The sequence below is a fragment of the Dactylosporangium maewongense genome, from assembly GCF_039531485.1.
GTDB lineage: Bacteria > Actinomycetota > Actinomycetes > Mycobacteriales > Micromonosporaceae > Dactylosporangium > Dactylosporangium maewongense.
In genome coordinates, this window is record NZ_BAAAQD010000028.1 from 1 (window position 1) to 24742 (window position 24742).

A 24742-nucleotide genomic window follows, 5' to 3' on the forward strand; every position below is an offset into this window, starting at 1 on the left:
ACGAGGCCGTGACGAAGGAGCCCCTGCAGGCGGCGATCGACAGGTACGCCGCCGCGAACGCCGGGACGAAGATCAGCACGCCGTCGTACCCGTACAACGACTACCTCAACCAGGTCCTGCTGCAGGTGCAGGGCGGCCAGCTGACCGGCGCCGTCCAGCTCGACGTCGCCTGGCTCGCCACCCTCGCCGCCACCGGCAAGCTCCTGGACCTCAAGAGCGTCGCCGCCGGCCAGGACTACGCGGCCGCCCCGCTCGCGCTCGGCCAGTCCAAGGGCGTGCAGTACGGCCTGCCGTGGACCACCGCAGGCATCGGCCTCATCAGCAACACCGAGCTGCTGACGAAGGCCGGCGTCACGAGCGCCCCGAAGACGATCGCCGAGTTCGAGGCGGCGCTCACCGCCGTCAAGGGCCTCGGCGGCGGGGTCGTGCCATGGGCGGGCATGACGAAGGTCGACCAGCTCAAGGACATCATCCCGTGGCTGTGGGAGTTCGGGTCGCCGATCGTCGAGAACGACAGGATCATCATCGGCGACGACCCGTCGATCGAGGCGCTCACCTGGTACAAGAAGCTCTACGACCAGAAGCTCATCGCCCCCGACGTCAACCGCGTCGACGCCCGCGCCCTGATGTCCCAGGGCAAGACCGCCTTCTACGAGGACGCCATCGGCGGCCGCGCCGCCGTCACGAAATCCTCACCCGACAAGGACCTCGGCACGAAGATGGTCCCCGTCGCACGCCCGGTGAAGAACGCCGGCGACAAGCCGCGGCACCTCGCCTGGGGGCAGATCATCGTGGTGGTCAACGGCGCCGGCGCGGCCGCGGCCGCGAACTTCGCGAAGACCATCACCACCGACACCGGCTACTCGATCCCGTGGTTCACCAAGGCCGGCCTGCCGCCGACCACGACCGCGGGGCAGGCCGCCACCGAGGTGAAGAACGACAAGTTCGCCACCGACTTCACCAGCCAGATCGGCGTCAACTCCAGCGCCAGCCCGTTCTGGATCTACCCGCAGTTCTCCCAGATGGAGAAGGTCCTGGCCGAAGAGGTCCAGGCCATCCTCATCGGCAAGAAGACCCCGAAGGACGCGCTCATGGCTGCCCGTGACCGGATGAACGCCCTCATCAAATGAGTCTCACCATCGCCTCCGTCGAGGCCATCGCGCTCGCCGCGCCGTTCGCCGACCTCTACGACACCGTCCCGGACTGGCTCACAACCCCCGCGTCGAGCCACCGGGTCCTGCCGCGGCTCGGCCAGTACACCACCCTCGTGCGGATCCGGACGGTCGACGGCATCGAGGGGATCGGCGAGTGTTACGGCCTGCCCGAGCCACGGGTGACCGCGACGATCGTCGGCACGCTGCTCGCCCCGATGCTGGTCGGGCGCGACGCGGGCGCGTCGGAGGCGCTGTGGGAGCTGATGTTCGGCGCGCAGTCCGGCGCCGGCCGGACCGGCGGGTTCTACCTGGAGGCGATCAGCGGCGTCGACCTGGCGCTGTGGGACCTGCGCGGCAAGGCCGCCGGGCTGCCGGTCCACCGGCTGCTCGGCGGGCCGGTCCGCGACACGGTCCCGGTCTACGCCAGCCCGATCCCGTTCCTGCCGGACGTGGCCGAGTCGGCCGAGCGCGCCCACGCGTTCCTCGACCAGGGCTTCCGCGCGATGAAGCTCAAGCTCGGGCGCGGCGAGGCCACCGACCTCGCCCACGTGTCGGCGGTCGTCGACGCCCTCGCCGGCCGGGCCGCGCTGCACGTCGACCTCAACTGCGCCTACGACGTGAAGACCGCGATCCGGCTCGGCCAGGCGCTCGACGGCCTCGGCGTGCGGTGGCTGGAAGAACCCCTGGCCACGGACGACGTCGCCGGGCTCGCCGAGGTGCGCGCCGCCGTCCGGATCCCGGTCGTGACCGGTGAGAGCGAGTTCAGCCGGTACGGGTACCGCGACTTCCTGCTCGCCCGCGCCGTCGACGTGGTCATGCCCAACCTGGCGCGGGCCGGCGGGATCACCGAGGCGCGGCGGATCGCGGCGCTGTGCGACGCCTTCCACGTCACCGTCTCCCCGCACGGGGTCGGCTCGGCGGTCGGGCTCGCCGCGGCGCTGCAGTTCGCCGCCGCGACCCCCAACGTGCCGATCTACGAGTACAACCGGCTGCCGAACCCGCTGCGCGACGACCTCCCGGTCACCAAGCCGTCCCTTGTGGACGGTGCGCTGGCGGTGCCGGAGGGGCCCGGCCTCGGCGTCACGCTCGACGAGTCGCTCATCGCCAGATACGAGGTGTTCAGAGCATGAGAACGGTCGTGACGGGGGCGGCGGGCGGCATCGGGTCGGCCGTGGCCGCCCGGTTGCAGGCGGACGGCCACGACGTCGTGGGCATCGACCGGCAGGAAGCGGACCTCACCGACCCCGGCGCGGTCGAGCGGGTCTTCGCCGCGATCGGGACCGTCGGCGTGCTTGTCACGTGTGCGGGGCTCACCGAGGGCGCGCCCGTCCACCGCACCGACCCGGCCGACTGGCACCGGATCATCGACGCCAACCTCACCTCCGCGTTCCTGTGCGCCCGCCAGGTGCTGCCCGGCATGACGGCCGCCGGCGAGGGCGTGATCGTCACCATCGGATCCGTGCTCGGGCACACCGTCGCTCCTGGTCTGCCGGCGTACGCCGCCGCGAAGGCCGGACTGGTGGCGTTCACCCGCCAGCTCGCCGTGGACTACGCCGCGCACGGCATCCGGGCCGTGACCGTCTCACCGGGCTGGATCCGTACACCGGCGACCACCGCACGACTGGGTGGTCCCGAGGACGAGGCCCGCCAGCGCGAGGCGCACCTCGGCCGGCTCGGCACCCCCGAGGACGTCGCCGCCGCGGTGTCCTTTGTGGTCTCTCCCGCCGCGGCCCTGCTGACGGCGACCGAGATCGTGCTCGACGGCGGCGCGTCGGCCGTGCAGGCGGCCAGCCTGCTGCGGACCGCCCCGCGCGCCGCCTTAGGTCTTCCACCACTGTGAGATCCGAGAGGAGTTCCACCGCCATGGCACTCACCCGCCGCTCCACCCTCGGCCTGGCCGCATCGGCCGGCGCCGGGGCCGTCCTCGGCACCGCCGCCCGCACCGCACCCGCGTCCGCGGCCGCCGCCGACTACGTCATCCGCCACGACCAGCCCCGCCAGACGATCTGGGGGCTCGGCGTCGAGCTGCAGTTCGACTCGATCGGCTCCGGCAACAACGGGCTGCCCGAGGCCACCACGTCGGTGCCGCACGACCTGGTCGCCGAGGAGCGCACCCGGCTCTACCGGGACATGCTGAAGGTCCGCCCCGACCGCGGGTTCCGCTACTGCCGGCTCGCCCTCGGCCTGTACCTGCGCGGCCTGACCGCCGACCGGAAGAACATCGTCGGCCGGTGGCCCGAGCAGATGGCCGAGATCCGCGAGCTGATCCAGCAGTCCGGGATCGAGGGTGTGGCGGCCGAGTACTGGTCGCCGGCGCCCGCCTGGAAGTCCACGAACAGCTACATCGGCGGCACGCTCGCCTCGACCACGCCGGCGGCGCTGGACCAGTTCGGCGACGCGCTCGTGCGCGACATCGAGTACCTGGAGGCCAACGGGATCCCGGTGAAGATGTGGGGGCTGCAGAACGAGCCGCACCTGACCAACCTCGCGTATTCCGCGTGCGGCTACTCCAACGAGCAGTACTACGCCGCGTTCAAGGTCGCGGCCGGGAAGATCCGGGCGAGCCGGCCCGACATCCACATCCACGCCGACTCCAACGCCGGGCAGAACGGCCGCGGCGGCGCGCTCATCCGCGCCGACGCCACCGCGCTGTCCTATGTGGACGGCTGGAGCTGGCACCGGATCGGCGCCGACAGCAACGAGCAGCTGACCGCCGGCGCGTTCACCGGCAACGCGGCCGGGAAGGTGGTCTACAACAACGAGTTCGAGTACCTGTCCGGCGGCACCAGCGACTGGCGGATGATCAACACCGCGCAGTCCATCATGAACTGGATGACGTTCCAGAACTCGCCGACCTGGTTCTGGCTGCACGCGCTCAAGCCCACGTACAACACGGAGGCCGCCGGCTACTCGCTCGGCTTCTGGCGCCCGTACGACGACAACGACTTCACGAAGTACGCGAACATCGCCAAGGGGCACTGGGACTACAACCGCCAGAACTGGCACGCCGTCGCCGGCTTCGTGCAGTACCTGCCGTGGAACTCCGTGCGCCACCACGTCGACGAGGGCACCGTGCGCCAGGACCAGCGGATCATGGCCTGGAAGACGCCGCAGGGCAAGCTGGTCTTCGCCTTCACCAACCGGGGCACCGCATCCGTCTCGTACACCGTGGACACCGGCTCGACGCGAACCTTCCACGGGCAGCAGTACACGCCGTCGCAGTACAACAGCGGCCTCGGCGACAAGACCGGCCCGGTCCTGGCGCTGACCCTGCCGCCGAAGTCCATCCAGTTCTGGATCGAGAAGGTCTGAGACCGCTGGTCATGCGGGCGGGAACAGCAGCGGCGAGTCGTGCTCGCGGTACAGCGCCGGCCGGGCGAGCAGGTGCGTCCGGCCGCGGGCGAACGCGTCCGGCACCGCCCAGCCGGCGAACAGCCCGAGGTAGAAGCCGACGCTGAACTCGATCGCCGCCTCGTCGCCGATGCGGTAGCGCATGCCGACGACGTGGTCGATCCGCGCCGTCAGCGCCTCGGCGAGCCGCTGCGAGTAGCAGGCGTTGAGCACGACGCAGCGGATCGTCGAGCTGTGCTGGCCGAACAGCCCGGCGAGCCCCTCCGGGGTGACCTTGGTGCTGTTGCCGGTCTCGTCCTCGACGCACAGGTTGCCGTCGCTGTCGCCGTGGCCGGAGAAGTGCACGATCTGCGGCTCGTAGTCGACGAGGGCCTGGCTGATGTCGTCGAAGCGGGCGGCGAGGAAGGGCTCGATGCGGTACTGGTCCCGGTGCCGGCTCAGCTGGAGCCGCTCCTTGACCTTGCGCATCTCCAGGTCCGACCGCAGCTGCGGCAGGTTGCGCGGGCTGGCCGCCAGGTACAGGACGGTCTGCACCGACGGGGACTCCTGCCGCGGCTCGACCGCCCGCACGACGACGGTCGCATGGTCCTCCTGCCGGGCCGTGCGGAGGTCCCCGCCCAGGTCCCGGTAGCCGTACGTGGTGCTGACGGTGACCGGCACGTGGCGCCCGCCCTGGGCCGCGTTCACCGCGAAGGTGCACCTCGCGGTCGCGCCGTCGGCCAGGACGGCGATCCGGGACCGCTTGCCGTCGCCGGAGAAGGGGCCGACGACGTCGACGATGACGTCGTCGAGCGGGACGCCGGTGGTGTTGGTGACCCTGACCGACAGCTCGTCCCACGCGCCGAGGTCGAGCTCGCGGTCCTCGCACTCGACGCGGAGGCGGCCGGAGGGCTGCTTGCGGCGCTCCGGCGCCGGCGCGGCCGTCGCGGTCAGGCCGGCGCGGAAGTCGTTGACCCGCACCGGGCTGTCGTTCTCGTCGCGGTAGGAGAAGTTGGTGCTGGTCAGCTCGAACGCGCCGGCCCGCCGGGCGGCGACGGTGACCGTGTGCGTGTGGGTCTGGCCGGCCCGGATCGCCGGGATCTCGACCTGGCCGGAGCCGCTCATCAGCACGACCCCGGTCGGCAGCCGCAGCTTGAACACGACGTTGAAGCACGAGCCGCGGCCGGTGTTCGCGAAGCGGATCGACAGCGGCGTCGCACGCCCGGCGACGACGTCGCCGGGCGTGACGGAGACCTCGATCATGGCCGGACGACCGGTCGGGGGTCGGCCCAGCCGTGCCGCTTCACCGTGCCCTTGTGGAACCTGTCCACGCAGTCGCGGCAGTGCATGGCGGGCCGCGGCACCGTCAGCCCCGTCGCCGGTGGCGGCACGTCCGGCAGCACCGACAGCACGTGGGTGAACTCGGCGAACGCGTCGTCGGCCGCGACGACCCAGCCGTGCTCCTCGCACACCGGCATGCCGCAGTGGTGGCACACGAAGATCTGGTGAACGTCGCGCCCCTCGCCGTTGACCCCGCACTTGATGTTCATCGTGACGCCTCCAGCCTGCTGAGCTCCGATTCGATCCGGGCGACGATCCGGCCGTGCGTGTCCTCGTTGATCCGGCCGTTGATCACCGCGTCGTCCGCGGCCTCCCGCTGCCGGACGAGCTCGGCGCGCCGGTCTCCCGGCGCCGGCCCGCCGTTCGACGCGACCGGCACAGGCGCGACGGGCACCGGCGCCGCCGGCACGGGCACGGTGGGCATGGACCCGGTCTGCATGGACCCGGTCTGCATGGGCACGGCCGTCGCGGACACGGCGGGCATCGGGTCGGCCCGCACGACGTGCTCCGGGACGGTGTCGACCAGCTCGCCGTGGTGGATCTTCTCCGCCGCCCCGGGCAGCGCGTGCCGCCGGACGGTCCGCTCGGCCCGGGCGGCCAGCAGGTCCGTGACCCTGGTGTGCAGGCTGACCCAGGTGTCCTCGATCCGCCGGAGCAGCTCGTCGCCCTGCAGGTCCGTCTCGACCGTCGCGTCCGCGAGGTCCATGACGGCGCCGGTCGTGCCGGAGGACTCCCGGCTGTCGACCAGGGTCCCCTTGGCGTACGCGCCCTTGACCGTCACCTGCACGACCGTGTTGCCGGTGAACCCGTCCTGCACGGCCATCTCGTCGCCGCGCAGGTTGATGTCGAAGTCCATCGGGAAGAGCCCGACGTACATCCGCCCGGCGATGTCCCAGACGCGGTTCACCACACCCATCCGGACGTCGTCGCGGAACGGCGGGTGCTCCACGACGCTCTTCACGTAGTAGCCGTCGGAGCTGATCGCGTTGGTCAGCTCCGCGACGGTCCGCGAGTCGGGCAGCACCCCGTGGAACTCGTCCGCCCGGTGCCGGCCCTGCGCGAGGTCGCTCTCGTGGTTCTCGTCCGGCACGACCCGGTCGTCCTGGTAGCGGATCGAGCGGAGGCTGGCGTCGAAGGTCACCGCCACCTTCGTCTGCGTCTTCGGCAGCGGCGAGTGGCCGGGCCCGCCGCCGGGCAGGTAGACGCCGACGCCGGTCACCCCGGACAGCAGCCCCTCGAAGGTGGCCTCCACCTTCCCGGAGAGCGTGAGCCGGCTGCGGCTGCCGTCGTCGTCCGGGTCCGTCGACTCCGGCACCTCCGTGATGGGCCGCTCGAACCGCAGCTGCAGGGTGAGACTGCGCGCCCCGGGCTGCGGCGGCGGCAGCTGCTTCCAGCGGATCGTCCGCCGCCCGCCGGACCGCCCGATCGCCACCTGGCCGGGTGCGGAGCTCTCCACGGTGCCCCAGCTGGCCGGCACCTCCAGCTCGATGAGGTCGAACACGGCGAGGCTGAGCCGCTGCTCCCGCTCGGGGCCGAGCCGGTTCCAGTGCAGGTCGATCTCCAGCGCCCGCCGGTCCGACGCCGGCACCAGCGACGGCACGATCCACAGTGGAATCTCGCGCGGGCTGCGGCGGTCCTGCACCTCGTAGTCGATCGCGAGGGTGCTCTCGCGCTGCGGCAGCTGCGGGTCGGCGGGGAACAGCTCGTGCTCGTCGGCGGACTCGCCGCCGATCGAGACGCCGGTGCCGCCGCTGAGCACCGGCGCCTGCCCGGCCCGGAACGCCAGGCCGACGTCGCCCTGCAGCATCAGGTACCCGCCGGAGAACGGCACCGGCTCGGCGGCCGGCACCCCGAACTTCCTGCGGTAGGCGCGGAGCGCGGCGTGGCCCTCGTTGGCCGACATCTCGGCCGTCAGCTGCCCGGTGAGGGACTCGACGGTGCTCGTGTACTCGCCGTCCTCGAGCCGGACGTACCCGGAGAGCCGCTCGAGCAGCTCGACGGTGTTCACCTGCGGGACGAGCGGCAGCGGCGGGCGCACGATCCGCGTGGCCATGGCCCGGTCGAGCAGCCAGGCGCCGCCGCCGACCAGCCCGCCGGTCAGGATCAGGAACAGGCCGAACTTCGCGGCGACGCACAGCAGGAGCAGCCCGAGCACGGCGGCGCCGGCGCCGGCGTACACCCAGGGCATCAGGCTGCCGCGGACCATGTGCACGTGGTCCTTGCAGTGGTAGACGGCCTCCCGCAGGCCGCCCAGGTGCAGGCCGGCGAGCTCCTTGCTGGCCGGGCGCGCCTCCTCGGCCGACCCGCCGGGCATCCGGACCAGCGTGCCGCCCTGCCGGTAGGCGAGCGGGCTGTGGTGGTCGCACATCGGCCGCTGGCAGTGGTGGCACACCGCGAAGACGCGGTCGGACCCGCACTCGTGACAGCGCACCCGTGGCGCGCGGTCCACCAGTTCTTCAGTCATGATCCCGCCGACTTCCTGGACAGTTGGTGAGAGTGGTAGCGCTCGCGCAGCTTGCTCTGGAATGCGTTGATCTCGCGGGTGAGCTCCCGGTGGTCCCGTGGCAGCGTCGCCATGACGGACACCTTGAGCCGGCCGCTGTCCCTGATCCCGCTGACCTCGTAGTCCGAGCGCAGGAGCTGCTTGTGACCCTGGGTGGTGCGTTCGCCCTCGACGGCGACCAGGAGGTCCAGGCTGTCCGGCCCCTGGCTGCGGTGCGCCACCACCAGCCACGTCGGGGCGAGCGGGTCCTGCGGATCCTTCGGCCGCGGCTCGTCGACCGTGAACCTCGAGTTGCGCAGCACCGTGACGACGTCGGTGATCCGCTTCTCGTCGGGGAGGATGTCGTCGACGACGAACTGGTGGTAAGGCGAGAACGCCCGCCCGGCGAAGATGTCGGCCGGGTAGACCATGGTGCGGACGTTCAGCTTCGTGGCCAGCTTCGGCTGCGTGCGCTGCGGGTGCCCGGTCGCGTCGTAGAGGCGGGCCTCCATCCCGGACAGCAGGTAGTCCGGCACCCGCACCCGGGCGGTCACCTCGAGCTGGTCCTGGTCGAACAGCTCGCCGGGGTGCCCGATCTTCAGCAGGCAGTTCGCGCTGAGGAAGACCCGGGTGCCGGCGCCGTTGCCCGGCCCGCCCTCCTTCACCTCACGCATCGGGACGGCCTTCCACTCCAGCCGGCCCTTCACCGGGTTGTACCGCACGGGCGCCCGGCGGATCCGCTGGTCGGGCTTTCCGCCGAAGTTCTCGATGTACAGCTCGGTGCTGCGCATCGAGGTGAGCGTCGGCCACTCCACCGACATGTCGGTGACCGAGGGCCGCAGCGCGGGGTAGCCGGCCTTGACCGGGATCGCGATCTTGACCCGGAACGTCAGCAGCAGCGCGCTGGAGAAGCTGGCCTCCTGCTGGAGCCGCTCGATGACCAGTGACGGGTTCTCCCGCCCGCGGGTCATCAGCGTCTGCATGGTGTCGAACGTGCCGGTCAGGGTGTCCAGGTCGTCCAGCTCGACCGTCAGCGCCACCGGGTACACCGGCGGGTTCTCCGGCTGGTAGTCGAGCGTGACGACGCTCGCCTGCCGGCCGCCGCTCAGGTCGAGCGTCCCGTCGCGGTCCGCCACCGGAATGCTCAGCGGGACGAGGCCGGCCTGGCCGTGCGGCCGCATGACGTTGCGCAGGCCCGACGTGTTCGTGTGGTCGGCGAGCAGCAGGTGCCCGATGGTGGCCCGGCGCTCGCCCGGGGCGCCGCGCGTGCCGAGCGCCCGCTCCACGTCGGCGACGGCCTGCCGGGTGAAGAACTCGTACCCGTCGTACGGGACGGTGGCCTCGATCCGGCCGGCGCCGTCGCCGACCTGTTCGATCGTGGGGTTGCGTGAGATCTCCTGGTCGACGGCGTAGGTCTCGGTCAGCTCGACCTTCTGCGGCGTCGCTCGGACGTACACCGTGTCGTCGCCACGCGCGCGCCGCTGTCCAAGCATGGACACGTCACTCAGCCTCCATCGGGATGTCGGGCGTTCACTCGCACGCGGCTTCTGACGGACAGCGGCCACCGGCGCGCTGTCCGTCAAGTGAGCCTTGAGCGACGAGTGAAGGAGCTGGGGCGTGGCCGAGACCGACATCCACCTTCGGATCAATGAGGCGCTGAACGGGCGGCGCGGCCAGCGGGCGTTCGTCGACCGGCTCAGCGCCGGCTGGGCGGCGATGACCGGCGGGCTCGACCGCCTCGTCGGGCTGCTGGAGGCGGCCGACCAGGCGGTCCGGCGGGAGCAGGACGTCGCGGAGCGGGCGCGGATCATCGCCGAGGTCGGCGGGCTGCTCCAGCAGGGGCGCGCGCTCGCCGGCACGGGCGGGCGGATCGTGGACGCGGGCCGGCAGATCGACGCGGCGGCCGCCCGGGTGCGGCGGGAGACCGTCAACATCGGCGTGATCGGCGCGACGAAGGTCGGCAAGAGCACGCTGCTGCGCACGATCACGAACCTGCCGGACACGGTGGTGCCGTCGACCCGGTTCAACCCGACGACGGCGGCGGCCAGCAGCATCTACCACACCGAGGGCACGCCGTCGGCGACGCTGATGCTGCACACCTGGGCGTCGTTCCGGGACGGGTACCTCGCCCCGCTGCACGACCAGGCCGGTCTCGGGCCGGTGCCGCAGGACGTCGCCGGCTTCCGCGACTACCGCTACCCGGCCGCCGGCAGCGCCGAGGCCGCCGGCGCGAAGGCCGACGACTACCTGCGCAAGCTGCACGCCGCGCACCGGTCGCTGGCCAGCTACGAGGCGCTGCTGCTCGGGCCGGACCGCACGGTCAGGGTGCCGTTCGAGCGGCTCCGGCCGTACATCGCCTATCCGCGCAAGGAGACCGGCGACCCGGTGGAGGTCCAGCCCTATCACGCGGTCCGCAGCGTGCGGATCGAGCAGTCCTTCCTCGACGGAACGGCGACGCGGCTGGGCCTGATCGACCTGCCCGGCTCGGGCGAGGCCGGGCTGGACATCGACCGGCAGTTCCTGCAACAGGTGAAGAACGAGATCGACCTGCTGGTGATGGTCAAGCGCGGCGACCGCAAGGGCGCCAGCTACCTGGCCGAGGACTCCTACACCCGCAACCTCGCCGACTCCGCGCGCGGCGGCGTGCCGCTCGAGGACTACTACGTGGTCGTCGTCAACCGCGACCGGGCCAACGACCCGGAGGGCGAGTACTTCGACAACACCGTCAAGAGCGTCCGGGACGCCTCGCTGGAGCGCGACATCCGGGTGCTGACCGCGGACGTCGCCGTCCGCGACGAGGTCGTCGAGGAGCTGCTCCAGCCGCTGCTGCGGCACCTGGCGGGGAAGCTGGCGGACATGGACCGCGCGGTGGTCCGGGCGGCGGTGTCGGTCGCGTCCGGGGCCGCCGCCGCGGTCGCCGCGTTCGCCGCCGAGGTGCGGCGCAGCGGCCAGGACCTGGCGCAGCTGCTGCCGAACCGGGAGGACGAGTTCCGGACCCTGGCCGAGGAGCTGCGCAACGACCTCGCCGACGACCTGTCGCGGCTCGTCGACCGGTACGACGCGGCGCTGGCCGCGGGCGACGCCGGCCGGACCCTGACGGAGGCGATCGCCGAGGCGGTCGGCGAGGCGCGGGCCTGGACGCGCGGCGGGCTCGGGCACGGCGACCGGGCCACCTGGACCACCAAGATCCACGGTCAGTTCGTCCACGGGCCGCTGGAGACCAAGCAGGACGAGTACTACCGGGCGAGGACCAGGATCGGGGAGATCTTCAGCGGGATCGACCTGTCGCTGGCCGAGTCGGTCCAGCAGCTGTGGGACGACGTGGCGGAGGTGCTGCGCGGCCGGTTGACGCCGGAGCTGGTGCCGGCCGGGCCGAACGCCCTGCACGACCTGCGGGCCACCGCCGGCGACCGGCAGGCGAGGATCCTCGCCGGCGCCCTGCACCGGATGTGCGAGCTGAAGAAGGACTACGGCAGCGTCGTGCTGCGGGTCACCCAGCCGATCGTCCGCGAGGTGCACTGGGACACCGTCGTGCCGCCGTCCGCGCCACCGTCCGCGCCGGCGCCGTCCTCGCAGTGGCCCCCGCCGCCGCGGTCCGTGCCACGCCCCGCGGCCGCGCCGCCCCAGGCCGCGCCGCCCCAGGCCGTGCCACCCCAGGCCGCTCCGGCCCAGGCGGCTCCGGCGCGGCAGGCCGCGCCGACCGGCGGCGGCAGCAGCCAGTGGGTGGTGATGCCGGACGGGTCGCGCAAGCGCGTGTCCCGCGTCGTCGGGCAGTTCGGGCATCCGGACCCTGCCGTGCCGCAGCGGGCCGCGTTCCAGCAGACGGCCGCGGTCGGCGTCGACGGCCTGTACGACGAGCTGACCGCCGTCGTCGAGCACTGCGTCGTCGAGCTGGAGACCGCGCTGCTGGACGAGGTGCGGCTGATGACCCGGATCCTCGCCGCCGCCGCCGACCGGTTCTTCGACACCGTCATCCGCACCAACCGCAGCGAACGCGACTACGAGAACCTCTGCCGGCAGGACATGTCGTCCATCTGGCCGCAGCGCTTCGACGGCGGCAACGCCAGGGTGGCCGCCGAGCTGGAGCGGCTGCAGGACCAGGCGCGGGCCGTGACCGATCTGGCGACCGCGGTGAGCGGCCTGTCCGCCGACCGCGGCGCCCCCTGATCCCAACCCGACCGAGAGGAACACCATGGACCACTCCGGAGCCAAGCTCCTGCCGTTCTACCTCGTCGTCGACGTGTCGCTGTCGATGCAGGGCAGCAAGCTCGACGAGGCCAACAAGATCATGCCGGCGATCGTCGACGCGCTGTCGGAGAACCCGATCCTGTCGGACAAGGTGCGCTTCGGGCTCATCGACTTCTCCGACGACGCGCAGGTCCGGCTGCCGCTGTGCGACCTGCTCGACCCCGACCTCACGCTGCCGGCGCTGTCGGTGCGCGGCGGCACCAGCTACGCCGCCGCGTTCCAGACCCTGCAGCGGGAGATCGACGCCAACGTCGCGCAGCTGAAGGCCGACCAGTACGTCGTGCACCGGCCGGCGGTCTGGTTCATCAGCGACGGCGAGCCCACCGACCAGAAGCAGGTGTGGGAGCGGGCGTTCGCCGACCTCACGTCCGCGCGGATCTACCCGAACTTCATCCCGTGCGGCGTCGACCAGGCCGACATCAAGGTGATGAGCTCGCTCATCCACCCGTCGGCCGGCGCGAAGAAGATGGCGCTGTACATGATGGAGACCGGCCACGACCCGGCGAAGGCGATCACCGGCATGGCCGAGATCCTGATCTCCAGCATGATCCAGTCCGGGTTGAGCCTCGCCGGCGGCGGCACCGGCACGATCCTGCCGCCGAAGTCGAGCCTGCCGGCCGGCATCAAGCAGTACGACCCGGACGACTTCGTATGAGCCCCGAGCTGCTGCCGCTGTACCTGCTCGTGGACCTGGCCGGCGAGCCGGCGAACCCGTCGAAGCAGGCCTCGGTCGACGCGTTCGTCCAAGGGTTCATCGGCGTGCTGAAGGAGCCGGACCTCGGGTCGCGGGTCCGGCTCACCGCCGTCGGCTTCGGCCGCACCGTGCGGCGCGTCCTGCTGCGGGCCGAGCCGGCGCACGCGAGCGGCTCGCTCCCGCTCCCCGTCGAGGGGGAGCGGGCCTACGGTGCCGCCTTCCAGAAGGTCGCCGGGTGGATGAAGGAGGACCTGGCCACCTTCCAGGCCGACGGTCTCGCCTCGCAGCCGCCGCTGCTGCTGGTGCTCGCCGACGGGCCGCAGGCCGGGGACGACGAGTGGGAGACGGCGCTGCAAGGGCTGACCGCGGCGCACCCGCTCGCCGTCGTCCGGCTGGTGTACCACCAGGGCCACGACTGGGACGGCGCACCGGTGGATCCGGTCGCCGCGGCCCGGCGCATCGTCCAGGGGCACGCCGCGCTGGGCCGCTCGGCCCCGCGCCGCCCGTCACCGACGAAGCAGGAAACCGCGGCACAGGCACCCCAGGTGTTGGCGCACGGGCCCGCCCGGGCGCAGGCCCCGGTGAAGGCGCACACCCCTGTCCTGACCAAGGCCCTGGCCCCGATCCAACCGCAGTCCCAGCCCCAGTCCCAGCCCCAGTCCCAGCCCCAGTCCCAGCCCCAGTCCCAGCCCCAGTCCCAGCCGCAGCCCCAGTCCCGGTCCGAACCGCGGGCCGAGGTACAACCCCAGGCTCAGCCGCCGGGCCGGGGGCCGGAACCTGCCTGGGCCGGTGGGTTCACGCCGTACACCGTCGGGGAGCCGGGTGCCGCCGCGCTGAGGGTGAAGCCGCGGCCCGACCCGGCCGAGTGGGACCGGCGCGACACCGTCCTGGACGGCGTGTACCTCCACGACGTCACCGACCGCCGGGTCCTGCAGCTGCGCGCGGCCAGCGTGCGCGGCCTCAGCCACCGGTACAACGGCACCGTCCGCCAGGACGACTACGCGTTCCGCTGCACCGACGACCGCCGCCACCTCGTGGCCGTCGTCTCCGACGGGGTGTCCAACAGCAAGCTGTCGCACAAGGCGGCGTCCGTCGTCACGCGGCTCGGCGCCGAGCTCGTCTCGCTCGCGCTGACCCGCAAGCCCCCGGCCGAGATCGACTGGCCGGAGATCGTGACGCAGCTCAGCGACGAGATCGTCCGGCTCGGCAACAAGCTGGTCGAGCCGGCGCCGGACGGCGGGGAGCTGGACGCCGGCGAGATCGCCCGGCACCTGGCCGCCACCGCCCTGTTCGGGGTGATCGACCTGCGCCCGGTGGAGCCGGAGGTCGACGCGTACTTCTACGCCGTCGGGGACTCCTCGGCGTGGGTGCTGCGCGACGGCAGGCACTGGCAGCCGATGTTCGAGACCAAGAACAGCGGGGAAGGCGCGGCCACCTCCGTGACGAAGGCGCTGCCGCTCAGCCGGCCACCCGCCGGCGGGTGCGTCACGACCACCGTGCGGAAGGGCGACGTCGTGGTGCTCATGAGCGACGGGCTCGGCGACCCGCTGGAGGACGGCACCCGCACCGTCGGCAGGTTCCTGGCCGAGGCGTGGCGGGAGCCGCCGGCGCCGCTGCAGTTCGCCGCGCAGGTCGACTTCGCCCGCAAGACCCACGACGACGATCGCACCGCCGTCGCGATCTGGGCCGTGTGACGCGGTGGCCGACGAAGTCGTCACCGTGGGCCAGCTCGGCGCGCTCGGCCGGCTGCTCGGCACGGGCGGGCAGGCCAGGGTGTACGAGGCACCGCACCTGCGGCTCCCCGACGCGCCCGGCCCGCTGGTCTACAAGGAGTACAAGCCGGAGTCCAAGGCCCGGCAGGGGCCGCGGCAGCTGGTCAAGTTCCGCAACGGGCTGGAGCCGGCCGGCCGCGCCAAGCTGGACAGCTTCACCGCCTGGCCGCTGCGGGTCGTCGAGGACGGCAGTCAGGTCAGCGGGGTGATCATGCCGCTGATCGACCCGTCGTTCATGCAGCTGCGCACCCTGCCCGGCACGGGCACCAAGAAGACGTCGACGCGGGAGGTGCAGAACCTGCTGGTGCCGCCGCAGCGGGCGGCGCTGGTCGGGATGCCGGTCGTCACGGCGCAGCAGCGCCTGACGATCTGCCGCGACCTGGCCGCCGCGCTGCACTGGCTGCACGCCATGGACCTGGTCTTCGGCGACCTCAACGCCCGCAACGAGCTGTTCCGGCTCAGTGGGCACCCGTCGGTGATGCTCGTCGACTGCGACGGCGTCCGGAAGAAGGGCACCATGGCGGAGGTCGCGCAGCTCGACGCGCCCGACTGGGACGCGCCGGAGGGGTGGCTGACCACCCAGTCCGACTGCTACAAGTTCGGCCTGTTCGTCCTGCGCGTCTTCAGCAGCGGCGACCAGCAGTCCACGACCCGCGACCCGGCGCGCGCCGACGCGGCGCTCGACGACGACGGCCGGCAGCTGCTGCGGGCCACCCTCAGCGAGGTGCCCGGCAGCCGGCCGCCCATCGAGGACTGGGGCTACTACTTCCGCTACCGGCTCACCGGCAAGCCGCCGCCGGCGGCCGACCCGGCCAGGACGGTGCCCCAGCCCCGCCCGGCGGCCGTCGTACCGGCGGCGAAGACCACCGCGACGACAGGATGGATCCGGGACAGGGTGACCGGCAGATGGACGCCGCTGTAGTGGCGCCGGCGTGCACCGTCTGCGGGAGCCGGCCGGTGCTGGCATACCGGCAGTCGCTGCACGGCGAGGTCACCTGCGCCGCCCACCCGGTCCTGGCCGAGTGCATGTTCTGCGCCCGGACCCACGCCGACCCGGCGCCGCCGGGCTGGCGGCCCTTCGCCGCCGGGATGATGCGCTGCCCGACGTGCCTCGCCGACGCGGTGGAGACCCAGCAGGACGCCCGGCTGCACCTGCCGTCGGTACGCCGGCAGATGACCGACATCGGGCTGGAGCTGCCGGACCGCGTGCGGGTGCGCATCGTCAGCCCGGAGGAGGCCGCGGCGACCGCCGGGCTGGTGACGACGGGGGTCCTGCTCGGGCTCACGGAACAGACGACCGGCGGAGCGGAGGGGACACGGGTGACCGGGATCAGCATCGTCGCGGGCCTGCCGCCGACCTACTTCGGCCGGGCGGTCGCCCACGAGATCGGCCACGCCTGGCTCGCGCTGCGCGGCCGGGCACCGGTCGACGACGTGATCGAGGAGGGCCTGTGCGAGCTCTTCGCCTACGCGTGGCTGCGGCGGCACGGCACCCCGATGGCGCTGGAGCTGCGCCGCCGGCTCAGCACCAACCCCGACCCGGTCTACGGCGGCGGGTTCCGCACGGTGCACCAGGCGGTGCGGCGGCACGGCGTCGCCACCGTCCTCGACCGGTTGCTGACGACAGGAGGCTTGCGGTGAACGGCCATGACCACGCGTGTGTCCCATCCCCGACCCAGCGGATCCGGGCACACGGACAGCGAGCTTCGGCCGGTCGCCCGGCCCTGGCGCACAAGCAGCGACCGGAGATCGACATGTGTGACTACGAGACCGACGGTGGCCTGCCCTGCACCGCGCAGTGCCGGCTGACCGGGCTGCTCGCCGGCGAGCTCGCCGCCGCCTGGGGCGCCGCCGTCGCGGCCGGGGCCGACCCGGCCGAGCTCTGCACGATCGTCGCCGAGCGGCTCAGCGCCGTCAACGACGACAGGGGTTGATCGCCACCCTCCGTTCTCCTGGCTTCTGCCGTCCGTGTCGCTACCGGGCGCCACCGCTTCGGTCCGACGTGCGGCGTCGGAGGGGGAACTCGGCACAGGCCCGGCTGACATCGGCCGGTGGCGGAGGCACGATGGCGCAATGGCAGGCGATCGGACGGCCCGCGCGTTCGTCGGGCGTCGCACGGAGCTCGACCGGCTCCGGCATCTCCTGCGTGGCGCCGGCGGTTCCGCCGGCACCGGCACCGTCCTGATCGCCGGCGAGGCGGGCATCGGCAAGAGCCGGCTCATCAGCGAGTTCACCGCGGCGGCCGTCGCCGCCGCGGGGCCGGCGGGCAGGCTGCACGTGCTGTCGGGGGCGTGCATCAACCTCGGCGTCGGCGTGCCCTACGCGCCGCTGGTCGACGCGATCCGGCGGCTCGTGCGGGCGCACGGCGACGACTACGTGACGAAGTACGGCGGGCCGGCGTACACCGAGCTGACCAAGCTGATCGCCGGCCTGCCGGGCGGCGGACCGGCGACCGGTGCCGCCGCCGAGCCCGTGTCGCAGATGCGGGTCTTCGGCGCGGTGCTGCGCATGCTCGACCATCTCGGCGCGAACGGCCCGACCATCCTCGTCTTCGAGGACCTGCACTGGGCGGACCCGTCGACCCTCGACCTGGTGTCGTACCTGGTGCAGTACCGCACGGACGAGCGGGTGCTGTTCGTCTTCAGCTACCGGCCCGGCCGGGAGATCGAGGGCAGCCGGCTGATGGCGCTGCTGGCGGAGACCACGTTCAGCGCTCGGGTCGAGCACATCAGGCTGCCCGCCTTCACCGAGACCGAGCTCGGTGAGCTGCTCGGCGCGTCCGTCGCCGAGGAGCTCGAGCCGGCCGTCGTGCGGCAGTACCACCGGCTCACCGGCGGCAACGCGTTCTTCGCCGAGGAGCTCATCGTCGACGGCCGGCTCACCGACCCGTCCGCGGGCCAGCTGCCGCACTCGCTGGAGCACCTGCTGCACTCGCGGCTGCACCCGCTCGGCGAGGACGCCAGGAACGTCGTCGACGCCGACGCCGTGGCCGGCCAGCCCGTCGGCTACGACCTGCTGGCGACGGTCTGCGAACTGCGCCCCCGCGTGCTCGACAATGCGCTGCGGGTCTGCGACGACCGGCAGATCCTGCAGCTGGACCCGCAGCGGCTGACGTACGACTTCCGCCACGCGCTGCTGCGTCAGGTGGTCCTCGACGACCTCGGCCCCGGGCACCTGCGCGAGCTGCACACCCTGCTCGCCGAGGCGCTCACCGCCGACCCGTCGCTCGCCACCGAGGGCAACCCGGCCGCGACACTGGCCCACCACTGGTTCGAGGCCCGCCGCTGGCCGCAGGCGCTGCGGGCGGCGCTCGCCGCGGCCGCGGAGGCCGAGCGCAGCCAGGCGTTCCGGGTCGCGCAGAGCCACTACGAGCGGGTGCTGGACCGGCTCTGGCAGCTGGTCCCGGACGCGGCCGCGGTCGCCGGCACGACCGAGGACCGGCTGCTCGCCTCCGCCGCCGAGGCCGCCCGCTGGGCCGGCGACCTCGACAAGGCCCTCCAGCTGCTGCGCCGCGCGATCGACGGGGTCGACGCGGGCGAGCGGCCGGTCCGCGCCGGCGAGCTGCACGAGCGGCTCGGCCGGTACCTGTGGGAGCAGGGCGACAACGAGGCGTCGGTGGTCGCCTACCGCCGGGCCGACACCCTCCTGCCGCTGGAGCCGCCCAGCGCGGCGAAGGCCCGCGTGCTCGCCGCGCTCGCGACCGTCCAGCTGCAGTCCGGGCACTACCGGGACGGGCTGGCGGCGGCCCGCACCGCCGTCGGGCACGCCCGCAAGGCGGGGGCCCGGGCCGAGGAGGGGCGCGCCCTCAACGCCGTCGGGGTGGCGCTGACCCTGCTCGACGAGCCCGACCAGGGCATCCCCGACCTGCTCTCCGCCGTCGCGATCGCCAAGGAGGTCAGCCAGCTCGAGGACCTGCACCGGGCCTACGGGAACCTGACCGTCGCCCTGGAGCACGCCGGCCGGCTGGCCGAGTCGGCGGCGGTCGCGCTGGACGAGCTCGACCGCTGCGAGGCGGCCGGGCTGCAGACCAAGAGCACCCGGGTGCTGGCCAACAACGTCAGCACCACGCTGGTCATGCTCGGCCGGTGGGACGAGGCCGAGTCGCTGCTGACCGGCGCGATCCGCGACCGGCCGGTGCGGGAGACCCGGTACCCGCGGCTCACCCTCGCCGAGATCCACGTCGCCCGCGGCCGGTTCGGCCGCGCCGCCGAGCTGCTCCGGGACCTGCGCGCCGACGCCGGCACGGACCCCCGGTTCCTCAGTCCGCTCGCCTGCTGCCTCATCGAGCTGGCGCTCTGGCAGCGGGAGCACGACGCCGCGGCCGAGGCCGTCGACCGCTGGATCGACCTGCTCAAGGGCACGGAGCACGTGCTGTCGCTGCTGCGGTTCCTGGCGAGCGCGCTGCGGGCGGCCGCCGACGTGCCGCGCAGCGAGGGGCGGCAACGGCACCAGGAGGCGCTCGCCGGGCGGCTGGCGGCGCTGGAGCCGCTGCTCGACCGGGCCCGGCCGGCCGAGCCGGGGTCGGAGGTCGACGTCCTGTCGGCGCAGTGCCGGGCGGAGCTGGACCGTGCGCGATCCGCCGCCACCGCCGGGCAGTGGGAGCGGGTCGCCGCCGGCTGGGCCCGGCTGGAGCGGCCCTACCACCGCGCCTACGCCCTGTGGCGCGCGGCCGAGGCGGCGGTGCGTACCGGCCCGAAGGAGACGGTGACCCGCTGGGCCGGCGACGCGAACGGGCTGGCCCGCGAGCTGTCGGCGAAACCGCTGATGCGGGCGGTCGAGGAGCTGGCCGGGGCGGCCGGCGTCGAGCTGGACCCGGTACGAATGGCCGAGACGTCCGACGCCCCGCCGCAGCCGGCCATTCCGCAGCAGCGGCGACCGGCGGTCCCCTGGGGGCTGACCGGCCGGGAGATGGAGGTGCTCGAGCTGCTGACCGCCGGCGAAACCAACCGGAAGATCGCCAGGAGACTGGGTATCGCCGAGCGGACCGTGGCGGTCCATGTCGGCAGCATCCTTCGGAAAGCGGATGTCGAGAACCGGCAGATGGCCGCGATGGCGGCACAACGGCTCCAGTTGTTCGCCGATTCGTAGGAGTAGGTGTCGCCCGATACCGGAAGCGCTTGCCCACAAGGGCGGTCCTGCGCAATACGTGAACCAACGTAGTCGTCGGCTAGTGACTGCCGCACCGCCCAGCCAATAACGTCCGGGGTGGATTTCTTCACCCACCTTGCTGAGGGGGCGTTGTGGCGCGGAAGGCATTGCTGATCGGCGCGCAGACCAACGGGCTCGCCGGAGTTGAAAACGACGTCGACGCGATGGCCGACGCGCTCTCGCGGCGGGAATTCACCATTCAACGGTGCACCGGGGAAGCGGCCTCGCGGGCCGGGATCCTCGACGCCTACGAGCAGCTGATCGCCCAGACCGGCACCGGAGACTCGGTCTTCGTCTACTACAGCGGGCACGGCGGGCGGCTGCTCGCCCCGCCGGACGAGCGGCACCCGTCGCGGCAGGGCCGGCCCTCGGTGCAGTTCATCGTGCCGAACGACCTGGAGAAGTCGACCGAGGGCGACTTCCGGGGCATCACGGCGGCCACCCTGTCGAGCCTGCTCGCGCTGCTCACCGGGAAGACGGACAACGTCGCGGTCATGATCGACGCGTGCCACTCCGCGCTGGTGTCGCGCGACGACTTCAGGGTCAAGGCCCTGCACTACCCGTACGAGTGGGCCGAGGAGCACGTCGCCGAGGAGCTCGACAGGTTCAAGCGCCTCGGCGGGCTCCCCAGGGACATCCTGGGCAGCGACCTCGCGGTGCGGCTGGTCGCCTGCGCGCCGGAGGAGGCCGCGTACGAGTACACGAACGCCCACGGCGTGCGGACGGGCATGTTCACCGACGCGTTCGTCCGGGCGCTGCGCGACGCCGGCGACCTGCCGGTGACCTGGTCGTCGCTGATGGACCGGGTGCGCCGGGAGGTCCTCGCGCTCGCCCCGGCGCAGCGCCCCGAGGCCGAGGGGGTCGCCGCCGACCGGGTGATCTTCTCCACCCGGGTCCCGGACGCGGCCGGCGCGCTGCGGGTCGTGCCGGGCGCCAACCCGGAGCGGATCTCGCTGCAGGTCGCGCCGCTGCTCGGGATCCGGCTCGGCGACGAGTTCGCGGTCATGCCGGCCGGGGCGGTGGAGGCCGACCCGGCGCACGCGGTCGGGACGGCGGTCGTCGACCGGGTCGGGTCCCTGGAGGTGCACGCCCACCTGACCTTCGCCGGCACTTGGACCGCCGTGCCACCCGGCGCGCGGGCGTTCCAGACCCGCTCGTCCGAGCCGAGCCTGCCGGTCGGGATCCCCGACGACCCGCGGGCCGATGAGCTCCGCCTGGCCGTCGGCACGACGCCCCTGCTGCGACCGGCGGAGCCGGGCGAGGCCACCGTCGCGGACGTCGTCCTCGACGGCGACGGCGGCATGGCGCTGCGCGACCGGGTCGGCCCGCTGCACCCGCCCCGCCCGGCCGGCGGCGCGCAGGCCGGCCTGGTGAAGATCGACCTGGTGCGGCTCGCCCGCGCGGCCCGGCTGCGTGAGCTGCACGACGACCCCAGGTTCGCCCTGGACGCGCAGATCAGCCTGGAGTGGGGCCGCGTCGTGGACGGCGCCGAGCAGCCGCTGCGCCACACCGGCGAGGTGTTGTACCGCGACGAGCGGGTCTTCGTCCGGATCGGCAACAGCGGCGAGCGGACGGTCCACGTCGCGCTCGTCGACATCGGCGTCGGCGGCGCGATCACCCTGCAGACCAGGTTCAGCCCGTCGGGCATCCGCCTCGACCCGGGGCAGTTCTACCTCTTCGGCCTCGACGACATGACGGGGCGGCTGGAGGGGGTACAGCTGGGCTGGTCCGACGGGCTGGACCCGAGCGCGGTGCGCCCGGAGAGCCTCGTCGTCGTGGCGTCGGACCGCCCGCAGGACCTGTCCGTGCTGGAGCAGGGCGCCGCGTACACCAACCGGAAGGGCCACTGGCCGTCGCCGCTGGAGCAGCTTGTCCGTCAGATCGCTGTAGGGGGCACGCGCGACATGGTGATGTCGTCCGGCCCGCAGATCCAGTACACCGTCCGCTTCATCGATTTCGACCTGAGCCCGGTGCCCGCACCGGTGGCCGAGGAGGTCACCTTTGCGATCGACGACCGTCCGGACCCGGCGGCGCGGCTGCTCACGCCGTCGTTCACCGCGCGCGGCGCGGCGCCCGAACGGGTGGCCGTCCGCCTCGGCGAGCTGGTCGTGCACCGCAACCGGGCCCTGTTCGGCGCCGACGTCCGGGTCGACGCCGTGGTCCTGACCGGCGGATCGCACCCGGGCACGCCGGTCTACACCGCGCAGACCCAGCGCTTCGCCAACGTCCGCGACGGCGACCGGCTGCCGCTGGACAAGCTGCTGGTCTACCACGGGCCGGCGACCGACTTCCTCGACATCGCGGTCTTCGTGTCCCGCGACTCGGCCGGAAGTCTCGAGCTCAGCGACATGATGCGCGCCGAGCTCGGCGACCCCGAGGTGCAGGGCGCGGCGACGACCCTGGCCGGCCTCGCCCTGGCCGCGCCGCAGGCGGCCCTGGCGGTCGCCGCGATCGGTGCCGGGGCCGTCGTCGTCAACGTCGCCTACAAGCTGCTGCGCCGGGCCGTCGGCGACAGCATCGGGCTCTACCGGACCTCCCTGCTGGCCCACGAAGGGTTCGGCGCGGGACGGCACCCGGCCGACGGGACCCTGCGCCGCGCGCAGGACTTCTCGTTCTCGTTCACCGTCGAGGCAGTCGCCTGAGCTGCCCGGCGTCCATCGCAACGCACCACCTTCTGAGAGGAAGACCGTCATGGGCACCAAGCGGATCGTCATCGGCCAGCACGAGTACGGCATCCACGCAGACCAGTTCACCTCCGTCGTCCAGAACGTCCAGTCCGCGATGGAGAGCGCCACCACGGCCCGGCTGGCCCTGCTGGACAAGGAGGAGCGGCCGGTCACCGTGTACCTCAACGGCCGCGTCGCCGAGGTCGTCGTCGTGGACGGCGACGAGCTGGACCGCGACACCAGGCCGAGCGAGATCTCCTGAGGCTCCCGGAGCCGCTGCGCTCCCGAGGCCCGGACGCCGGGTGCGGCGTCCGGGCCCTGCCTGCGTGACGGCTCAGGCACCGGGTTTCAGCAGGCCCAGCCGCTGCGCCCGCAGGACGGTGGTCAGCCGGTCGGAGGTGCCCAGCTTGCGGTACACCTTCTCCTGGTGCTTGGCCACGGTCCGCTGCGACAGGCACAGCCGCTGGGCGATGCCCCTGGTGCTCAGGCCGCTGCCGAGCATCGTGAGGACCTCCCGCTCGCGGCGGGTCAGCCGGGTCTCGTCGGTGGCGTCGCCGGGGTCGGTGCGGTCGCCCAGCGCCTGGGTGACGGCCGCGAACGGCTCGGCGCCGGTGGCGGTGAGGGTCCGCAGGGCGGCCAGCTGGTCGGGCTTCATGGTGAACGCCCTGGCCTCGATCAGGCCGGTCGTCCGGCTCGCCTGCGACAGGTCCGGGGCCCAGCGCCACCGCCCCGACTGCCACACCAGGGTGCCGTCGGCGAGGGCGCTCGTCACCAGGGCCCGCAGCAGCTGGGGGTCGCCGCCGGACGCGGTGTGCAGCAGCCGCCGGGTGGTGGGCGCGACGGGGCCGTTCAGCACGTGGTGCACGAGCCGGGCCAGCACCGCGTGCAGAGGCTCCGGCTCCGGTTCGAGGGTCGGTCGAAGGGTCGTCATCTGCGTGCTCCTCGTCGCTCGAGAGGTACGCAAGAAGCCTCTCGACCTGCGGAGACGATCGATATCGGCAACGTTGACTAGGCGCCGGAACGCGATGACTAGTCCATCGGGGGAGAGGGGGACGGGACATGGTCGCCGCCGGTCCACACCAGCCCGTAGCCGTGCCTGGGCACCAGGTCGTCGAAGACCAGCCGCAGCCCGCGGCGCCCGTCCTGCCCGTCCCGGTCGTCCTGTTCCGCGTGTACGGCGTCGCCGGCGGTCCCCAAAACCGGGGGCTCCTCGCCGGCGCTGCCCGGGGGCGCCGCCTCCAGCCGGTGGATGCGCAGGCGGGTGCCGGGCGACAGGCGCACCTCGACCTCGAACCGCGCACAGGGCACCAGCGGCACCACCGTGTAGTGCGAGCCGGTCCTGCCCTGCGACAGCCACGACTCGTGCGTGGCGGGCAGCCTCGCCGGACGGCGGCCCGCGGGCGCGGTGACGTCGACGGTCTCGCACGCCTCGTGCAGCTGGAGCGTGCCGTCGCCCAGGTGCAGCACGGCGCGCAGCGAGCGCAGCTGCCGGCCGGCCGCGTCCCGGTGCTCCCGCCGGTTCAGGGCGGCCCGGACGACCAGGCGCAGCGCGTGGTCCATCCGTCGGCGGACCGTCCGCGGCGCGCACGACTGCTCCCGGGCCAGCCACTCGACCCGCTGGGTGAGGTGCCGGTGCTGGACGTCGCGCTCCAGCGCGAACGCCACCGCGGTCGTGCGGGCCAGCTCCGCAGGGAGGTCCACGACGTGCGAGCCCAGCCAGGTGAGCAGCCGGTCGCGGACGTCGCGGTCGCTGTCGGCCGGCTCGACACCGCACAGCGCGGCCAGCCGCTCGCCGACCCTGGCGCGCAGGTCGTGGCTGTCCAGCCCCCACCCTCGGCGGATCCGCACCAGCTCGCGCACGAGATCGTCCTCTGCGGACACCGGTCCCCCTCTCGAACTGCTCCAGC

At 73.1% G+C, this 24742-nt stretch carries 19 protein-coding genes; 13 read left to right on the forward strand and 6 right to left on the reverse strand.

Features of this window, described 5'->3' with window-relative positions:
- The 4 genes from ABD332_RS47115 to ABD332_RS47130 all read left to right on the forward strand — a co-directional run.
- A partial coding sequence (locus ABD332_RS47115; RefSeq protein ID WP_344511370.1) for an ABC transporter substrate-binding protein occupies positions 1–1130 on the forward strand: 1130 nt, incomplete at its 5' end.
- Positions 1127–2284 carry a mandelate racemase/muconate lactonizing enzyme family protein gene (locus ABD332_RS47120; RefSeq protein ID WP_344511372.1) on the forward strand — a complete coding sequence of 386 codons (1158 nt, stop codon included), beginning with the start codon at positions 1127–1129 and terminating at the stop codon, positions 2282–2284. The genes ABD332_RS47115 and ABD332_RS47120, both read left to right, overlap by 4 nt.
- Complete coding sequence (locus tag ABD332_RS47125; RefSeq protein WP_344511374.1) at positions 2281–2994, forward strand: SDR family NAD(P)-dependent oxidoreductase; 714 nt, start codon at positions 2281–2283, stop codon at positions 2992–2994. The genes ABD332_RS47120 and ABD332_RS47125 overlap by 4 nt, the downstream gene beginning before the upstream one ends.
- Positions 2995–3017: 23 nt before the next feature.
- Entirely contained in the window at positions 3018–4466 is a 1449-nt protein-coding gene (locus tag ABD332_RS47130) for a glycoside hydrolase (RefSeq protein ID WP_344511376.1), read from the forward strand.
- 9 nt (positions 4467–4475) lie between these two features.
- Here the strand turns inward: ABD332_RS47130 and ABD332_RS47135 are convergent, their stop codons facing one another.
- Genes ABD332_RS47135 through ABD332_RS47150 form a run of 4 tightly spaced genes read right to left on the reverse strand, consistent with a single transcriptional unit; the run spans position 4476 to position 9806 of the window.
- On the reverse strand, positions 4476–5747 hold the full coding sequence (locus ABD332_RS47135) for a CHAT domain-containing protein (RefSeq protein ID WP_344511378.1): 1272 nt from the start codon (positions 5745–5747) through the stop codon (positions 4476–4478).
- Complete coding sequence (locus tag ABD332_RS47140) at positions 5744–6034, reverse strand: hypothetical protein (RefSeq protein ID WP_344511380.1); 291 nt, start codon at positions 6032–6034, stop codon at positions 5744–5746. The genes ABD332_RS47135 and ABD332_RS47140 overlap by 4 nt, the downstream gene beginning before the upstream one ends.
- The gene (locus tag ABD332_RS47145) at positions 6031–8289 is read right to left on the reverse strand and encodes a hypothetical protein (protein ID WP_344511382.1); all 2259 of its coding nucleotides are present in this window, start codon (positions 8287–8289) and stop codon (positions 6031–6033) included. Before ABD332_RS47145 ends, ABD332_RS47140 begins: the two co-directional genes overlap by 4 nt.
- The gene (locus ABD332_RS47150; RefSeq protein WP_344511384.1) at positions 8286–9806 is read right to left on the reverse strand and encodes a hypothetical protein; all 1521 of its coding nucleotides are present in this window, start codon (positions 9804–9806) and stop codon (positions 8286–8288) included. Before ABD332_RS47150 ends, ABD332_RS47145 begins: the two co-directional genes overlap by 4 nt.
- A gap of 118 nt (positions 9807–9924) precedes the next feature.
- On the opposite strand from ABD332_RS47150, the gene ABD332_RS47155 reads away from it, so the two are divergent.
- From ABD332_RS47155 to ABD332_RS47195, 9 genes are all read left to right on the forward strand, one after another.
- Entirely contained in the window at positions 9925–12474 is a 2550-nt protein-coding gene (locus ABD332_RS47155) for a hypothetical protein (RefSeq protein ID WP_344511386.1), read from the forward strand.
- 25 nt (positions 12475–12499) lie between these two features.
- Positions 12500–13210, forward strand: coding sequence for a vWA domain-containing protein (locus tag ABD332_RS47160; RefSeq protein ID WP_344511388.1), 711 nt, complete (start codon positions 12500–12502; stop codon positions 13208–13210).
- Positions 13207–14943, forward strand: a complete 1737-nt coding sequence (locus ABD332_RS47165; protein WP_344511390.1) for a protein phosphatase 2C domain-containing protein — start codon at positions 13207–13209, stop codon at positions 14941–14943. The genes ABD332_RS47160 and ABD332_RS47165 overlap by 4 nt, the downstream gene beginning before the upstream one ends.
- 4 nt (positions 14944–14947) lie before the next feature.
- Positions 14948–15943, forward strand: a complete 996-nt coding sequence (locus tag ABD332_RS47170) for a protein kinase (protein WP_344511392.1) — start codon at positions 14948–14950, stop codon at positions 15941–15943.
- Positions 15928–16662: a protein DA1 gene (locus ABD332_RS47175; RefSeq protein WP_344511394.1), complete on the forward strand. Its 735-nt coding sequence runs from the start codon at positions 15928–15930 to the stop codon at positions 16660–16662. The genes ABD332_RS47170 and ABD332_RS47175 overlap by 16 nt, the downstream gene beginning before the upstream one ends.
- Positions 16663–16775: 113 nt before the next feature.
- On the forward strand, positions 16776–16955 hold the full coding sequence (locus tag ABD332_RS47180; RefSeq protein WP_344511396.1) for a hypothetical protein: 180 nt from the start codon (positions 16776–16778) through the stop codon (positions 16953–16955).
- A 139-nt stretch (positions 16956–17094) separates the two neighbouring features.
- The gene (locus ABD332_RS47185) at positions 17095–20109 is read left to right on the forward strand and encodes a helix-turn-helix transcriptional regulator (protein ID WP_344511398.1); all 3015 of its coding nucleotides are present in this window, start codon (positions 17095–17097) and stop codon (positions 20107–20109) included.
- Positions 20110–20261: 152 nt separating this feature from the next.
- Positions 20262–22811: a caspase family protein gene (locus ABD332_RS47190; protein WP_344511400.1), complete on the forward strand. Its 2550-nt coding sequence runs from the start codon at positions 20262–20264 to the stop codon at positions 22809–22811.
- Positions 22812–22860: 49 nt separating this feature from the next.
- Positions 22861–23097 (forward strand): hypothetical protein, encoded by a 237-nt coding sequence (locus ABD332_RS47195; protein WP_344511402.1) that lies wholly within the window; start codon positions 22861–22863, stop codon positions 23095–23097.
- Between the two features lie 72 nt (positions 23098–23169).
- Here the strand turns inward: ABD332_RS47195 and ABD332_RS47200 are convergent, their stop codons facing one another.
- Together ABD332_RS47200 and ABD332_RS47205 are read right to left on the reverse strand one after the other, a co-directional pair.
- The gene (locus ABD332_RS47200) at positions 23170–23766 is read right to left on the reverse strand and encodes a helix-turn-helix transcriptional regulator (RefSeq protein WP_344511404.1); all 597 of its coding nucleotides are present in this window, start codon (positions 23764–23766) and stop codon (positions 23170–23172) included.
- A gap of 98 nt (positions 23767–23864) precedes the next feature.
- A complete protein-coding gene (locus ABD332_RS47205; protein ID WP_344511406.1) occupies positions 23865–24716 on the reverse strand; it encodes a hypothetical protein in 852 nt (283 codons plus the stop codon).
- Positions 24717–24742: the final 26 nt, after the last annotated feature.